9 protein-coding genes, 12 tRNA genes and 3 rRNA genes are annotated in these 15,697 nt (G+C 42.9%); 23 read left to right on the forward strand and 1 reads right to left on the reverse strand.

The features are described 5' to 3' along the window. The first annotated feature begins 3 nt into the window (after positions 1–3). Together ndoA and RCG17_RS14400 are read left to right on the forward strand one after the other, a co-directional pair. Complete coding sequence (gene ndoA / locus RCG17_RS14395; RefSeq protein ID WP_308170901.1) at positions 4–354, forward strand: type II toxin-antitoxin system endoribonuclease NdoA; 351 nt, start codon at positions 4–6, stop codon at positions 352–354. A 430-nt stretch (positions 355–784) separates the two neighbouring features. Beyond that, on the forward strand, positions 785–2,959 hold the full coding sequence (locus RCG17_RS14400; RefSeq protein ID WP_308170902.1) for a Tex family protein: 2,175 nt from the start codon (positions 785–787) through the stop codon (positions 2,957–2,959). Positions 2,960–3,059: 100 nt separating this feature from the next. On the opposite strand, the gene cmpA is transcribed toward RCG17_RS14400, so the two are convergent. Then, positions 3,060–3,173, reverse strand: a complete 114-nt coding sequence (cmpA, locus tag RCG17_RS14405; RefSeq protein WP_308170903.1) for a cortex morphogenetic protein CmpA — start codon at positions 3,171–3,173, stop codon at positions 3,060–3,062. A 90-nt stretch (positions 3,174–3,263) separates the two neighbouring features. On the opposite strand from cmpA, the gene RCG17_RS14410 reads away from it, so the two are divergent. The 21 genes from RCG17_RS14410 (at position 3,264) to RCG17_RS14510 (ending at position 15,658) form a co-directional block, all read left to right on the forward strand. Further along, entirely contained in the window at positions 3,264–3,737 is a 474-nt protein-coding gene (locus RCG17_RS14410) for a SprT family protein (protein WP_308170904.1), read from the forward strand. A gap of 114 nt (positions 3,738–3,851) precedes the next feature. Then, positions 3,852–3,926, forward strand: a tRNA-Asn gene (locus tag RCG17_RS14415). Between the two features lie 3 nt (positions 3,927–3,929). After that, a tRNA-Ser gene (locus tag RCG17_RS14420) sits at positions 3,930–4,017 on the forward strand. Positions 4,018–4,028: 11 nt separating this feature from the next. After that, a tRNA-Glu gene (locus RCG17_RS14425) sits at positions 4,029–4,100 on the forward strand. A gap of 51 nt (positions 4,101–4,151) precedes the next feature. Next, positions 4,152–4,228, forward strand: a tRNA-Asp gene (locus RCG17_RS14430). A 20-nt stretch (positions 4,229–4,248) separates the two neighbouring features. After that, positions 4,249–4,323, forward strand: a tRNA-Gln gene (locus tag RCG17_RS14435). A gap of 37 nt (positions 4,324–4,360) precedes the next feature. Further along, positions 4,361–4,436 (forward strand) — tRNA-Lys (locus tag RCG17_RS14440). A gap of 14 nt (positions 4,437–4,450) precedes the next feature. After that, a tRNA-Leu gene (locus tag RCG17_RS14445) sits at positions 4,451–4,535 on the forward strand. A 62-nt stretch (positions 4,536–4,597) separates the two neighbouring features. Then, positions 4,598–4,683, forward strand: a tRNA-Leu gene (locus RCG17_RS14450). Positions 4,684–4,742: 59 nt separating this feature from the next. Further along, positions 4,743–4,819: transfer RNA gene (locus RCG17_RS14455), tRNA-Arg, on the forward strand. An 8-nt stretch (positions 4,820–4,827) separates the two neighbouring features. Continuing rightward, positions 4,828–4,904, forward strand: a tRNA-Pro gene (locus RCG17_RS14460). A gap of 20 nt (positions 4,905–4,924) precedes the next feature. Next, positions 4,925–4,998, forward strand: a tRNA-Gly gene (locus RCG17_RS14465). A gap of 105 nt (positions 4,999–5,103) precedes the next feature. Further along, positions 5,104–6,652, forward strand: a 16S ribosomal RNA gene (locus RCG17_RS14470). 195 nt (positions 6,653–6,847) lie between these two features. Beyond that, positions 6,848–9,784: ribosomal RNA gene (locus RCG17_RS14475) — 23S ribosomal RNA — on the forward strand. A 73-nt stretch (positions 9,785–9,857) separates the two neighbouring features. After that, positions 9,858–9,974 (forward strand): 5S ribosomal RNA (gene rrf, locus RCG17_RS14480). The 16S, 23S and 5S rRNA genes sit together here with 12 tRNA genes alongside, the layout of an rRNA operon. Positions 9,975–10,013: 39 nt before the next feature. Next, a tRNA-Met gene (locus RCG17_RS14485) sits at positions 10,014–10,087 on the forward strand. 248 nt (positions 10,088–10,335) lie between these two features. Then, positions 10,336–10,788, forward strand: coding sequence for a NanQ anomerase/TabA/YiaL family protein (locus RCG17_RS14490; RefSeq protein WP_308170905.1), 453 nt, complete (start codon positions 10,336–10,338; stop codon positions 10,786–10,788). Between the two features lie 10 nt (positions 10,789–10,798). Continuing rightward, on the forward strand, positions 10,799–12,466 hold the full coding sequence (locus RCG17_RS14495) for an FAD-binding protein (RefSeq protein WP_308170906.1): 1,668 nt from the start codon (positions 10,799–10,801) through the stop codon (positions 12,464–12,466). A 229-nt stretch (positions 12,467–12,695) separates the two neighbouring features. After that, positions 12,696–13,607: a dihydrodipicolinate synthase family protein gene (locus RCG17_RS14500; RefSeq protein ID WP_308170907.1), complete on the forward strand. Its 912-nt coding sequence runs from the start codon at positions 12,696–12,698 to the stop codon at positions 13,605–13,607. A gap of 6 nt (positions 13,608–13,613) precedes the next feature. Then, positions 13,614–14,252, forward strand: a complete 639-nt coding sequence (locus RCG17_RS14505) for an SGNH/GDSL hydrolase family protein (RefSeq protein WP_308170908.1) — start codon at positions 13,614–13,616, stop codon at positions 14,250–14,252. A 14-nt stretch (positions 14,253–14,266) separates the two neighbouring features. Beyond that, a complete protein-coding gene (locus tag RCG17_RS14510) occupies positions 14,267–15,658 on the forward strand; it encodes an ABC transporter substrate-binding protein (RefSeq protein ID WP_308170909.1) in 1,392 nt (463 codons plus the stop codon). Positions 15,659–15,697 lie beyond the last annotated feature (39 nt).

Here is a 15,697-nt window from a genome sequence, read left to right on the forward strand (position 1 = left end):
CCTTTGATTGTTAAACGTGGTGACGTTTATTTCGCGGACCTATCCCCAGTTGTTGGTTCTGAACAAGGCGGCGTCCGTCCTGTACTTGTCATCCAAAACGACATCGGGAATCGGTTTAGTCCCACAGTCATTATTGCAGCGATTACAGCTCAAATTCAAAAAGCAAAGCTGCCAACACATGTAGAAATTGATGCGAAACGTTATGGCTTTGAACGAGATTCAGTAATTCTCTTAGAGCAAATTCGAACAATTGATAAACAGCGCCTAACCGATAAAATAACCCATCTCGATGACGAAATGATGGAAAAAGTGGATGATGCCTTGCAAATAAGCCTAGGTCTCATCGAATTCTAACATAAAAGCACGCTCTTTCTTTAGGGCGTTTTTTTTACATAATCCTGACTACCTCATAAGGATCTGCTCTCAAGCAAGCTGAAAACGCTTGCTTTTTTTGTGCTTGTTCGAGCCGAATTTGGAGTATATGGAAATCTTTTGGGAGAGTGACTGGTTGGTTGGAAGCTAATCGTTTCACTTCTTGTTGGGAAATCAATAGAAGTGGAATAAATAAAGGTTAATCGTTCCACTTCATGGAGAACAATTAGGAAAAGTGGAAGGAATAGAGGTTAATTGTTCCTCTTCTTGCAGGAAAGTCGGAAGAAGTGAAATGAATAGTTGCGTATTAACATGGCAGTAGCCGACATAATAAATCCAGCAAAGTGAAACGTAAGAGTAGATTTGGTACAATACGTTATAAGTGAGACTAAAGATTTGGAGGAATTGATTCGTGATTGAAACAATCGAAAAGAAAGAACAGCTATTAGGTAAAATTGTCTCTGAGCAATCTTTATCCTTAAAACAAGTAAAGAGTGTAATCGCCTTAACGGAGGATGGAAATACCGTTCCATTTATTGCTCGTTACCGAAAAGAAATGACAGGGGCGCTCGATGAAGTTCAAATCCGAGATGTTTTAGAGCGTTGGCAATATCTCCAAAACCTTGAGCAAAGAAAAGAAGAAGTCATTCGGATCATTGATGAACAAGGGAAACTAACAGATGAATTAAGCAAGCAAATTCAGCACGCTGAAAAACTCCAGGAAGTTGAAGATTTGTATAGACCGTATAAGCAAAAAAGGCGTACGAAAGCAACTGTTGCTAAAGAAAAGGGATTAGAACCATTTGCCCAATGGCTTATGACCTTCCCGAAAGAAAGTGTTGAAAAGAAAGCTGCCGAATTTTTATCAGAGGAAAAACAAGTTTTATCAGTAGAAGATGCAATAACAGGAGCGAAAGATATAATCGCCGAAATGGTTTCAGATGATGCAGAAAGCAGAAAATGGATTCGCAAAGAAATGACAAGGACTGGTACAGTTGTTTCGGCAGCAAAAGACCAAGAAAAAGACGAGAAGAAAGTCTATGAAATGTATTACGAATACGAAGAGCCTGTAAGTAAGATTGTACCGCACAGGACATTGGCATTGAACCGTGGTGAAAAAGAAGAAATTTTAAGAGTTTCAATAAAATCAAACACAGATGCAATGATTAGCTACCTTTCGAAAAAGTGGCTCCGTAATCAAAGCGCACCAGCTGCTTCCGTTGCCCTGGAAGCAGTTGAGGATGCCTATAAAAGATTGATCCAACCATCAATAGAACGGGAAATTCGTAACGAGCTAACCGAAAAGGGTGAGGAACAAGCCATACATATTTTTTCTGAAAATCTTCGCAACTTACTCTTGCAGCCGCCATTAAAAGGAAAAATGGTACTTGGCGTGGATCCGGCGTATAGAACAGGTTGCAAACTTGCGGTTGTGGACGAGACGGGAAAAGTTTTAAAAATAGATGTGATTTATCCTCATCCGCCTGTTGCTAAAAAAGAGGAAGCAAAGAAAAAGTTTATTTCGATATTACGTGAATTTACTGTGGAAATGGTGGCGATTGGCAACGGCACTGCTTCAAGGGAGTCAGAGCAGTTTGTAGCGGACATCTTAAAGGAAATGGACAGAGAAATTTTTTATCTAATTGTAAATGAAGCCGGAGCGAGTGTTTACTCAGCATCTGACATCGCTAGAGAAGAGTTTCCTGATTTTCATGTAGAAGAAAGAAGTGCAGTTTCGATCGCACGCCGCCTTCAAGACCCACTTGCAGAATTGGTGAAAATTGACCCTAAATCTGTTGGCGTTGGTCAATACCAGCACGATGTTTCCCAAAAGAAGCTTTCGGAATCACTTCATTTTGTTGTAGAGACAGCTGTTAACCAAGTAGGGGTTAACGTTAATACTGCCTCACCATCATTGCTACAATATGTTGCTGGTTTAACAAAAACAGCCGCGAACAATATCGTTAAGAAGCGCGACGAAGAAGGCAAATTTACGGACAGGGCACAATTAAAGAAGGTACCGCGCCTTGGAACGAAAACATATGAGCAAGCAATAGGCTTTTTGCGTGTATTAGATGGAAGCAACCCACTGGACCGTACAGGCATCCATCCTGAAAATTATCAAGAAGTTAAGAAGTTATTAGCATCTGTCGGATATTCAACAGATGATTTAGGGACAGACCAACTCATAGATGCGTTACAAGGATTGGACCTTAAGGCAGTTTCTGAACAGCTATCGATCGGGGAATTAACATTAAAAGATATTATTGATGCCCTCGTAAGGCCGGAGCGAGACCCTCGGGATGATCTTCCTACTCCGCTGCTAAAAAAGGATGTACTTAAATTGGAAGATTTAAAACCAGGAATGGAACTGCAAGGCACGGTTCGAAATGTTGTGGATTTTGGCGCATTTGTTGATATCGGAGTAAAACAAGATGGGCTTGTGCATATCTCAAAGCTGCGCAAACAATTTGTTAAACATCCAATGGACGTGGTATCAGTTGGCGATGTGGTAACAGTATGGGTCGATTCGGTAGATACCAATAAGGGACGGGTTGCGCTGACAATGATTTCACCTGCAGAATAACATGGTAAACAGAACGCTTGGATAGTTTCCAAGCGTCCTTTTTATAGGAAAAAGTGAATCCAGACTGATTATGAATTTATTTTATAAGGCTACCGCCACTCTAAGAACAATGTTTTTTTCTATAAAAAAACCAACATTGGTTTAATAGTTTGATTTGATGGCGGTTTTTTTCGTAAAAAGCTCTTTTCATTTGGTTTTGGAACCAGATTGGCATAGCAAAAAACCTCCCGAAAAGTACTTAAAAGTGTATATTTAATATATGCTATAATAGGTTGTCATGTTCGCATAAGAATTGAGGGGAAGAATGAAAGATCATGAACTTCAAGATTTAGTAAAAAAGATCTCAGCGTCCTTATTCGGGAAACCATTTCGCCATCAAGCCTATTTCAATCCAAAACTACGTTCTACTGGAGGCAGATACCTTTTAGGTACCCACAATATTGAAATAAATAAAAAATATTTAGAGCAGCTAGGCGAGGTCGAGCTTATAGGGATTATTAAGCATGAACTATGCCATTATCACCTTCATTTAGAAGGGAAAGGATACCAGCATCGGGACAACGATTTTAAGCTTCTGCTAATAAAGGTTGGTGCACCAAGACATTGTAGTCGGCTTCCGGAAGCCCCCAAAAAAAGGACATTTAAAAAGGTACTTATATATGAGTGCACACAATGTCATCTACAATACAATCGAAAACGCAGTATTAATACAAGTAAGTATGTATGCGGAAAGTGCCGTGGTAAGCTGGTTAAAACAAAAGAAATGATTTTAGAATAGATTCTCATGAAATTAAAAAAGAAAATGGCTTGACTTTGTATTGTGTCGTCATTATAATGGTAAGAGTCGATAAGGTAAACGCCTATTAAGACAAGCTTAATTTTATTTTTTTATTCCGCAGTAGCTCAGTGGTAGAGCTATCGGCTGTTAACCGATCGGTCGTAGGTTCGAGTCCTACCTGCGGAGCCATTTAGAGAAGTACCCAAGTGGCTCAAGGGGCGCCCCTGCTAAGGGTGTAGATCGAGTAATCGGTGCGAGGGTTCGAATCCCTTCTTCTCTGTTATAAATTTCGGCCCCTTGGTCAAGCGGTTAAGACACCTCCCTTTCACGGAGGTAACACGAGTTCGAATCTCGTAGGGGTCATCAGGGATGGGGAATGATCAGAGAATCATTTCCCGTTTCTTAACTATAATTGGTCCGGTAGTTCAGCTGGTTAGAATGCCTGCCTGTCACGCAGGAGGTCGCGGGTTCGAGTCCCGTCCGGACCGCCATTTTTATATTATTGGATTATTGGGCTATAGCCAAGCGGTAAGGCAACGGACTTTGACTCCGTCATGCGTTGGTTCAAATCCAGCTAGCCCAGCCATTTTTCATTCCTATGTTCATAATGTTATTTTAAGTATGAGCCATTAGCTCAGTTGGTAGAGCATCTGACTTTTAATCAGAGGGTCGAAGGTTCGAGTCCTTCATGGCTCACCATTTTTATTTAGTGCGCGGGTGTGGCGGAATTGGCAGACGCACCAGACTTAGGATCTGGCGCCGCAAGGCGTGGGGGTTCGACTCCCTTCACCCGCACCATTTTTTACCACTTGCATCACCTTGGTTATTGTGATATGATTACTTCTGTCGCAATTTACATTGCGGTCGTGGCGGAATGGCAGACGCGCTAGGTTGAGGGCCTAGTGGGGGCAACCCCGTGGAGGTTCAAGTCCTCTCGGCCGCACCAAAAAAAGATTGACAAAGCGATTTGCTTCTGATATACTTATAAAGTTGCTTTTAAACAATGCGCCAGTAGCTCAATTGGATAGAGCGTCTGACTACGGATCAGAAGGTTATGGGTTCGACTCCTTTCTGGCGCGCCATAATTTTCCGGGAAGTAGCTCAGCTTGGTAGAGCACTTGGTTTGGGACCAAGGGGTCGCAGGTTCGAATCCTGTCTTCCCGACCAGACGATATTTAACTTAATATGCGGGTGTAGTTTACTGGTAAAACCTCAGCCTTCCAAGCTGATGTAGTGGGTTCGATTCCCATCACCCGCTCCAAAAATTGTTCTTTGAAAACTAAACAAACAAAAACGTCAACAATAAAAATATAGTGAATCTAGTATTCACTAGCCAACGTAACATTTATGAGCTAACTCATACTCTTTAATGGAGAGTTTGATCCTGGCTCAGGACGAACGCTGGCGGCGTGCCTAATACATGCAAGTCGAGCGAATCTTGAGGGGCTTGCCCCTCAAGATTAGCGGCGGACGGGTGAGTAACACGTGGGCAACCTGCCTGTAAGACTGGGATAACACCGGAAGTCGGTGCTAATACCGGATAATTCTTCACCTCTCATGAGGCGAAGCTGAAAGTCGGTTTCGGCTGACACTTACAGATGGGCCCGCGGCGCATTAGCTAGTTGGTGAGGTAACGGCTCACCAAGGCGACGATGCGTAGCCGACCTGAGAGGGTGATCGGCCACACTGGGACTGAGACACGGCCCAGACTCCTACGGGAGGCAGCAGTAGGGAATCTTCCGCAATGGACGAAAGTCTGACGGAGCAACGCCGCGTGAGTGATGAAGGCCTTCGGGTCGTAAAACTCTGTTGTTAGGGAAGAACAAGTATCGGAGTAACTGCCGGTACCTTGACGGTACCTAACCAGAAAGCCACGGCTAACTACGTGCCAGCAGCCGCGGTAATACGTAGGTGGCAAGCGTTGTCCGGAATTATTGGGCGTAAAGCGCGCGCAGGCGGTCCTTTAAGTCTGATGTGAAAGCCCACGGCTCAACCGTGGAGGGTCATTGGAAACTGGGGGACTTGAGTGCAGAAGAGGAAAGCGGAATTCCACGTGTAGCGGTGAAATGCGTAGAGATGTGGAGGAACACCAGTGGCGAAGGCGGCTTTCTGGTCTGTAACTGACGCTGAGGCGCGAAAGCGTGGGGAGCAAACAGGATTAGATACCCTGGTAGTCCACGCCGTAAACGATGAGTGCTAAGTGTTAGAGGGTTTCCACCCTTTAGTGCTGCAGCTAACGCATTAAGCACTCCGCCTGGGGAGTACGGCCGCAAGGCTGAAACTCAAAGGAATTGACGGGGGCCCGCACAAGCGGTGGAGCATGTGGTTTAATTCGAAGCAACGCGAAGAACCTTACCAGGTCTTGACATCCTCTGACACTCCTAGAGATAGGACGTTCCCCTTCGGGGGACAGAGTGACAGGTGGTGCATGGTTGTCGTCAGCTCGTGTCGTGAGATGTTGGGTTAAGTCCCGCAACGAGCGCAACCCTTGATCTTAGTTGCCAGCATTTAGTTGGGCACTCTAAGGTGACTGCCGGTGACAAACCGGAGGAAGGTGGGGATGACGTCAAATCATCATGCCCCTTATGACCTGGGCTACACACGTGCTACAATGGATGGTACAAAGGGCAGCGAAGCCGCGAGGTGGAGCCAATCCCATAAAACTATTCTCAGTTCGGATTGTAGGCTGCAACTCGCCTACATGAAGCCGGAATCGCTAGTAATCGCGGATCAGCATGCCGCGGTGAATACGTTCCCGGGCCTTGTACACACCGCCCGTCACACCACGAGAGTTTGTAACACCCGAAGTCGGTGGGGTAACCGTAAGGAGCCAGCCGCCTAAGGTGGGACAGATGATTGGGGTGAAGTCGTAACAAGGTAGCCGTATCGGAAGGTGCGGCTGGATCACCTCCTTTCTAAGGAAAATGTCCTAACGGACATCACAGATTGTTCGACGGATTTTGTTTGTTTAGTTTTGAGGGAATAATTCTCTCAAAGTTTATTTTTGTTCCTTGAAAACTAGATAATCGTATAAGAAGAAGTCAAGAAAGAACCGAGTAATCGCCATTTTAGTTTTCTCTCTTATTTAGTTAAGAAGAAAAAACCTTTTAGGTTAAGTTAGAAAGGGCGCACGGTGAATGCCTTGGCACTAGGAGCCGATGAAGGACGGTACTAACACCGATATGCTTCGGGGAGCTGTAAGTAAGCTTTGATCCGGAGATTTCCGAATGGGGGAACCCACTGCTCGTAATGGAGCAGTATCTTTATCTGAATACATAGGATAATGAAGGCAGACCCGGGGAACTGAAACATCTAAGTACCCGGAGGAAGAGAAAGCAATTGCGATTCCCTAAGTAGCGGCGAGCGAAATGGGAACAGCCCAAACCGAAAGGCTTGCCTTTCGGGGTTGTAGGACACTCTACATGGAGTTACAAAGGAACGGGGTAAATGAAGCGATCTGGAAAGGTCCGTCATAGAAGGTAAAAACCCTGTAGTTGAAACTTCGTTCCCTCCTGAGTGGATCCTGAGTACGGCCGGACACGTGAAATCCGGTCGGAAGCTGGGAGGACCATCTCCCAAGGCTAAATACTCCCTAGTGACCGATAGTGAACCAGTACCGTGAGGGAAAGGTGAAAAGCACCCGGAAGGGGAGTGAAACAGTTCCTGAAACCGTGTGCCTACAAGTAGTCAAAGCCCTTTTATGGGTAATGGCGTGCCTTTTGTAGAATGAACCGGCGAGTTACGATCCCATGCAAGGTTAAGTTGATGAAACGGAGCCGCAGCGAAAGCGAGTCTGAATAGGGCGATTTTAGTATGTGGTCGTAGACCCGAAACCAGGTGATCTACCCATGTCCAGGGTGAAGGTAGGGTAACACCTACTGGAGGCCCGAACCGACGCACGTTGAAAAGTGCGCGGATGAGGTGTGGGTAGCGGAGAAATTCCAATCGAACTTGGAGATAGCTGGTTCTCTCCGAAATAGCTTTAGGGCTAGCCTCACGTTGTAAGAGTCTTGGAGGTAGAGCACTGTTTGGACTAGGGGCCCTCATCGGGTTACCGAATTCAGACAAACTCCGAATGCCAAAGACTTATCCGTGGGAGTCAGACTGCGAGTGATAAGATCCGTAGTCAAAAGGGAAACAGCCCAGACCACCAGCTAAGGTCCCAAAGTATACGTTAAGTGGAAAAGGATGTGGAGTTGCTTAGACAACCAGGATGTTGGCTCAGAAGCAGCCACCATTTAAAGAGTGCGTAATAGCTCACTGGTCGAGTGACTCTGCGCCGAAAATGTACCGGGGCTAAACGTATCACCGAAGCTGTGGGTGGACACCATTAGGTGTCCGCGGTAGGAGAGCGTTCTAAGGGCGTTGAAGCTAGACCGTAAGGACTGGTGGAGCGCTTAGAAGTGAGAATGCCGGTATGAGTAGCGAAAGATGAGTGAGAATCTCATCCACCGAATGCCTAAGGTTTCCTGAGGAAGGCTCGTCCGCTCAGGGTTAGTCGGGACCTAAGCCGAGGCCGAAAGGCGTAGGCGATGGATAACAGGTTGATATTCCTGTACCACCTCTTTATCGTTTGAGCAACGGGGGGACGCAGGAGGATAGGGTAAGCGCACTGCTGGATATGTGCGTGTAAGCAGTTAGGCTGGTGAATAGGAAAATCCGTTCACCGCAAAGGCTGAGCTGTGATGCCGAGGGAAATATAGTACCGAAGTTCCTGATTCCACACTGCCAAGAAAAGCCTCTAGCGAGATAAAAGGTGCCCGTACCGCAAACCGACACAGGTAGGCGAGGAGAGAATCCTAAGGTGAGCGAGAGAACTCTCGTTAAGGAACTCGGCAAAATGACCCCGTAACTTCGGGAGAAGGGGTGCTCTTTGGGGTTAATCGCCCTGAAGAGCCGCAGTGAATAGGTCCAGGCGACTGTTTAGCAAAAACACAGGTCTCTGCAAAGCCGCAAGGCGAAGTATAGGGGCTGACGCCTGCCCGGTGCTGGAAGGTTAAGAGGAGGGGTTAGCGCAAGCGAAGCTCTGAATCGAAGCCCCAGTAAACGGCGGCCGTAACTATAACGGTCCTAAGGTAGCGAAATTCCTTGTCGGGTAAGTTCCGACCCGCACGAAAGGCGTAACGATCTGGACACTGTCTCAACGAGAGACTCGGTGAAATTATAGTACCTGTGAAGATGCAGGTTACCCGCGACAGGACGGAAAGACCCCATGGAGCTTTACTGTAGCCTGATATTGAATTTTGGTACAGCTTGTACAGGATAGGTAGGAGCCTTTGAAGCCGGAGCGCCAGCTTCGGTGGAGGCATTGGTGGGATACTACCCTGGCTGTATTGAAATTCTAACCCGCACCCCTTATCGGGGTGGGAGACAGTGTCAGGTGGGCAGTTTGACTGGGGCGGTCGCCTCCTAAAGAGTAACGGAGGCGCCCAAAGGTTCCCTCAGAATGGTTGGAAATCATTCGCAGAGTGTAAAGGCACAAGGGAGCTTGACTGCGAGACCTACAAGTCGAGCAGGGACGAAAGTCGGGCTTAGTGATCCGGTGGTTCCGCATGGAAGGGCCATCGCTCAACGGATAAAAGCTACCCTGGGGATAACAGGCTTATCTCCCCCAAGAGTCCACATCGACGGGGAGGTTTGGCACCTCGATGTCGGCTCATCGCATCCTGGGGCTGTAGTCGGTCCCAAGGGTTGGGCTGTTCGCCCATTAAAGCGGTACGCGAGCTGGGTTCAGAACGTCGTGAGACAGTTCGGTCCCTATCCGTCGTGGGCGCAGGAAATTTGAGAGGAGCTGTCCTTAGTACGAGAGGACCGGGATGGACGCACCGCTGGTGTACCAGTTGTCTTGCCAAAGGCATCGCTGGGTAGCTATGTGCGGACGGGATAAGTGCTGAAAGCATCTAAGCATGAAGCCCCCCTCGAGATGAGATTTCCCATAGCGTCAAGCTAGTAAGATCCCTGAAAGATGATCAGGTTGATAGGTCAGAGGTGGAAGCACGGTGACGTGTGGAGCTGACTGATACTAATCGAATCGAGGACTTAACCAATAGTAATGATTATTCGTTCTTTACACTTCTTCTGATTATCTAGTTTTGAGGGAATGAACCTCAATTCAATAAGTCTGGTAATAATGGCGAGAAGGTCACACCCGTTCCCATACCGAACACGGAAGTTAAGCTTCTCAGCGCCGATGGTAGTTGGGACGAAAGTCCCTGTGAGAGTAGGACGTTGCCAGGCTTTACTATTAGTATTAAATACTACATAGTTTTCTATTGTCGCGGGGTGGAGCAGTCCGGTAGCTCGTCGGGCTCATAACCCGAAGGTCGCAGGTTCAAATCCTGCCCCCGCAATAATCCATCATGTAATAAAAGAAAACCACGGTATAATTGCTGTGGTTTTTTTTTATTCTAGTTTTTACAGGCGTAATGGGTCAAAAAAGAAATTTATAGCTAAAATTGAAATAAATTTTTTCCGAAAAAATAATAATAGGTGAAAATTATTTACAATAAATTTTAAATATGCTATATTTCGCTTGAAACCGTAAACAGCTTTATTTCAGTTTCATCTAAAAATCTTGTTAAAGGGGAATAAGCAAACAATGATAATAGATAAAATCAGTAATTACGAATTGTATGAAGGAATAAACAAAAGGCTTGATCAAGCAATTGAGTATATTAGGAATACAGACTTTGAAAAGTTAAGAATAAACACATATAAAGTGGATGGAGACGAACTTTATTTTAATCTAATGGAATATGAAACAAAAAAAGCTGAAGAGCGGTTTTGGGAATCACACAACAGATATATTGACCTCCACTATATTCTCGAAGGAACGGAATTTATCGGATATGAACAGTTTGAAAGATTGAGCGTTAAGGAAAACTACAATGAAGCTGACGATTATTGGATCATGGATGGTAGCTTACATTCAAAGGTCTGTCTACAAAAAGGGGATTTTATGATCTGTTTTCCAAATGATGTTCATATGACTGCTATTAAGGTGAACGAACCGAAAAAAATACGAAAAATCGTATTTAAAGTCAAAATATGAAAGGGATATTATGAAGATTTCAGAAAGAGTATCTGCAGATGTCTTAATTGTGGGCAGTGGAATAGCTGGTTTGAAGACAAGCCTTGAACTTTCCAAAGATGGACATAAAGTTCTAATGGTTACGAAAACCCAGCTTTGCTCAGGGTCAAGCTTTTACCCGTTAAAAGCCTCTTTGGGGACACAGGTTACAAAGGATCATGATGATGAAAGTGTTTTTCTACAAGATATCGAAGATGTAAGCCATGGCATGCATGATAAGGAAATGGCCAAGATTTATGCAAAGGAAATTACGGAGCAAATCAATAAGTTTGAAGAAATTGGGATTAAACCAACAAAGCTTTCCGATAATCGAAAGGCATGCTTTGCCAATCATGGCCGAAAGATTTATATGCTAAAAGACTGGAATCAGATTAGAGAAAATGTAAAACAAATTCTGGAAGACAAGCAGAATCTCACAATAATGGAAAAATCAGAAGTGATTTCACTAATTAAGGAAAACGAAAAAATTGTTGGAGCATTTCTATTAGATAAAAATGATAACCTGATTTTGGTGCAATGTAAGGCTGTTATCTTGGCAACAGGAGGATTTGGGAATATTTATAAGCATAATTTAAACCCCAATGATGTGGATGGGGCAGGGCATATATTGGCACTTGAAGCGGGGGCCAGCCTTGTTAACATGGAGTTCATTCAGTTTATTCCCGGCTTTACATCTCCAAAATACAAGACGTTGTTTGGAGAACACACGTTAACATATTGCAAGGATTTTGTTGATGACCATGGAAATAGTATTTTAGAGAAATACCTTCCAAAAGGGGTTTCGAAACAAGAATGTTTGGATGTTAGAAGTACACATGGGCCTTTTACAAATTCCCTAATTTCTAAATACTTTGACATTGCAATGATGAAGGAAATTTTCAAAACGAAAAGTGAAGCAGGGTTTGAGCTTATTTACGATGAAAGGATATATGAGGATAAAAGGGATTTTTATTCCATCTATTTAAATTGGTTAAGCGAACGTGGAATTAATCTCTTAAAAGATCATGTGAAAATTGCTCCATTTGCCCACGCAAGCAACGGCGGTGTAAAAATAGACAGCTTTGGGAGGACTAGGGTAGAAGGGCTTTATGCAGTAGGGGAACTGGCAGGAGGTATTGAAGGAGCAAATCGGTTGGGAGGAAATTCTACCGGCGCCTGTATGGTTTTTGGACAAAGAGCTGCAAAAGCTTGTTCTGACTATCTAAAAAGCTGTCATTTTTCAGAGGTTAAGGAAGAATGGGCCCTTTTACAATTAAACGAATCGATCCAACGTTTTTCCGCAGAAAACAAAAAAATGTTAGCCCCTAGTGAAATTATTGAAGCAATTAGGGAAATTATGTGGTACTACGGTAATGTTATAAGGGATGAAAAAAATCTTTTATGCGCAATCAATAAGATAGATGATTTACAATCATCCTATAACATGGGCTGTTACTTCAAACGAGATTCAGAACCAAAAAAGGCTTTTAAGGCAAGAAATTTTCTTAATCTCTCCAAACTTTTACTGATGGCGATGCTGGAAAGAAGAGAAAGCAGAGGCGCTCATTATCGTGAAGATTACCCTGCAGAAAATGAAAATTATAATAAAAGATTGTTTATCTCAATGGAAGGAAATGTTCCAACATTATCTTTTCACTAGTTTAAGACGCCTCATTACGTTCAGTAATGAGGTGTTTTTTGTCTTACTTTCATATTCAGGCATATATCGGGAAATCTAAGCCAATAAAAGGTTTCAAGAATAATGAATTGATAGTGGATATTTTTTTCAAAAATATGAGATCTGGAGAAAATTATTTACAATATTTTTTTTATGTGGTATATTCTATTTGTAAACGGTAACAAAAATTATTATTGGGTGGGAAGAAAAAATGGAATTAGAAAAGTTTAAAGGTATTATTCCTGCTTTTTATGCTTGCTATGATGACCAGGGGGAAGTATCAGAAGAACGGACCGCTAATCTTTGTCACTACTTATATAACAAAGGAGTAAAAGGTCTTTATGTCGGTGGAAGTTCAGGAGAGTGCATTTATCAAAACATTGATGAGAGAAAGGCAACGTTAAAATATGTTGCGGAGGCAGTTCGCGGCAAACTGACGCTGATTGCTCATGTTGGTGCACCCTCGACAAGAGATAGTGTTATTTTAGCTAAGTATGCTGAAGAATTAGGATATGACGCTTTATCTGCTATCCCGCCGATTTATTTTAAGCTTCCAGAAAGCTCAATCTATAAATACTGGACCGATATCATGGATTCAACAGACTTGCCATTTATTATTTACAATATTCCACAAACAACTGGCTACAGTCTTTCTTTGAATTTGTTTAAGAAACTAATTGAAAATAAAAAAGTCATTGGTGTAAAAAATTCATCCATGCCTGTAATGGATATTGAGAGATTTAAGGCAGCTGGGGGAGACGAGTTTCTTGTATTTAATGGACCTGATGAGCAGTATGTTTCAGGAAGATTAATTGGAGCAGACAGTGGAATTGGCGGAACTTATGCAACCATGCCAGAATTGCTTTTAAAAGCAAATGAATTTGTATCTACAGGCAATTTTGCTGATGCAAGAAAAGTACAAAGAGATATTAATGACATCATTATTGCTCTTTGCTCTCTGAATGGAAACATGTACTCCGTTGCAAAAGAAATACTTAAATTAAACGGCGTAAATGTCGGAGGCGTTAGAGGACCATTGGAACCTGTAACCGGAGAGGATTTAAATAAGGTTAAGGATATAAAAGCAATAATTGATAACGCCATCCTTAAATATGTTAGGTAAAGAAAAATGAAAAGAAGAATTGTTTGCTTTGGCGATTCGAATACATGGGGATATAACGCTGAGACGCTTGAAAGATTCCCTGAGGGAGCAAGATGGACCAGCCTTCTAGCCGACATGTTAGGAACAGACTTTCAAGTTGTTGAAGAAGGACTTTCTGGTCGCACAGCCGTAGTCGATGATCCTTTATTTGAAGGATTAAGCGGTTTTCAATATATCCATCCGTGTTTAATGAGTCATGCACCACTCGAGCTGGTTATCATCATGCTTGGCACAAACGACACTAAGCAAAGATTTAATCTAACTGCTTATAATATTGCTCAAGGAATTGTAAGACTTTCCTTAAAAGCAAAGAATACTCCCGCTGGTCTAAAAGGTGCTTCTCCCAAAGTGCTAGTTATTAGTCCACCACCAATAGGCAAAGAGTACTATCAAACCGGAGTGGGAACATCCATGGGGAAAGGGTGTGATGCGAAATCCGAGGAACTGTCATTATATTTGGTCGGGCTACTTAGTACGCAAGATATTGAGTTCCTTGATACAAAGGGATTAATTACAATGAATCATACTGATTTTATGCATCTCGATGAAGAAGGACATAGGATATTTTCAAAAATTATTTTCAATAAAATAAAAGAGATTCTATAAAGGGGGAAAGCTGAATGTTCAAAAAACGTTTCATAACAACAGCTGTGTCCGGTTTGTTGGTAATGTCGGCCCTTGCAGGGTGTGCCCAGTCCAAAGATACAGGAACTGCTAGTAAAGACAAAGTGAAGAAAGATGTAACATTAACGGTGATGCTAACGCCGCAATGGAAGGGTGTCCAAGGACCGACCGAACCTGGTGCAGACTATGACAGTTTCTTTAAATATGCAGCGAAAGAGTTCTCCAAAAAGGAAAAAGATTATAATGTGAAAATTAATGTCCAAGTAATAGCCAGCGATCAACGGGACGAACTATTAAATGTTAAGCTAAATGGAGGTACCCCACCAGATATCTTCTTTGAAAATACATTTGCGATGGGGGATTATGCACACCGCGGTGCATTAGTTCCTTTAAATGACATTGTTGATGCTAAAGCTAAGAAGGATATTGATGCTAACTACTGGAAGAGCGTTACTTTTGGGAAGGATATTTATTTTTATCCATTCTCCCATATGCCGGGTACTTTAACATATAACGCAGATATGTTTAAGGCTGCCGGACTTGATCAGTACATTGGCGGAAAAGATGAAATTAAAACATGGAGTATGTCTGATTACGAAAAAATTCTGAATGCGCTTAAGACAAACTTGCCAAAAGATAAGTATCCAAATGCATATCCGATGGGATTATTTGCTGTAAATAATCAGGCTGATACTTGGAATCTTGCTTATTTAAGAATGTTTGGAAATCAATTCTTTGATAAAAAAGGAAATATTGCATTAGATGATACCAAAGGTGTGAAGGCGTTAAGCTGGTTAAAGAAAATACATGATGATGGCTTAACAAACCCGGGTGCGGAGTCAGTTTCTTCAAATGATGTTCTTTCGATGTTTAAGAACCAGAAGCTTGCAATTTCGTTCACTAACCCCGTTTTATATAACAATACACTAGCAGATATGGATGCAGGTAAAGCTCCAAAATTTGACGTAAGGCTTGCCAATATACCATCTGTAAGTGGAAAACCATTATCATTCACATATGTTTCCGGTGCTGCTGTGTTTAATACAAAAGACGAAACGAGAATCAAGGTAAGTAAGGACTTTGTTAAATTCTTCTCAACAGATTCAGAATTGGTTAAGGCTTCAAAAAATGGCGTACCTGTAAGATCTTCAGTTGCTAAGGAACTGAAAGATACGAATCCGTTATTTGCCGCTTATGATAAAAATGCACAATATATGTTTAACTTTACCGGTGGCGTACCAGGCTATAGCCAGCTAAGACAAGTACTTTTCCCAGAACTTCAAGCTGTATATACCGGTCAAAAAACACCTGCACAAGCTGCAAAAGATTATCAAACGCAGGGTAATAAAATTATTTCCGATGCAAAAGCAAGTTCGGTAATTAAATAATCATTTGCTGCTAAGAATGACAAAAAAACTTAAGCCCCC

Source organism: Neobacillus sp. PS3-12 (genome assembly GCF_030915385.1).
GTDB lineage: Bacteria > Bacillota > Bacilli > Bacillales > Cytobacillaceae > JAEVLT01.

Coding starts and splice junctions, on each gene's coding strand:
- cmpA (WP_308170903.1), bottom strand. CDS start 3,173: ATGCCAATCTGGTTCCAAAACCAAATGAAAAGAGCTTTTTACGAAAAA.
- RCG17_RS14410 (WP_308170904.1), top strand. CDS start 3,264: ATGAAAGATCATGAACTTCAAGATTTAGTAAAAAAGATCTCAGCGTCC.
- RCG17_RS14490 (WP_308170905.1), top strand. CDS start 10,336: ATGATAATAGATAAAATCAGTAATTACGAATTGTATGAAGGAATAAAC.
- RCG17_RS14495 (WP_308170906.1), top strand. CDS start 10,799: ATGAAGATTTCAGAAAGAGTATCTGCAGATGTCTTAATTGTGGGCAGT.
- RCG17_RS14500 (WP_308170907.1), top strand. CDS start 12,696: ATGGAATTAGAAAAGTTTAAAGGTATTATTCCTGCTTTTTATGCTTGC.
- RCG17_RS14505 (WP_308170908.1), top strand. CDS start 13,614: ATGAAAAGAAGAATTGTTTGCTTTGGCGATTCGAATACATGGGGATAT.
- RCG17_RS14510 (WP_308170909.1), top strand. CDS start 14,267: ATGTTCAAAAAACGTTTCATAACAACAGCTGTGTCCGGTTTGTTGGTA.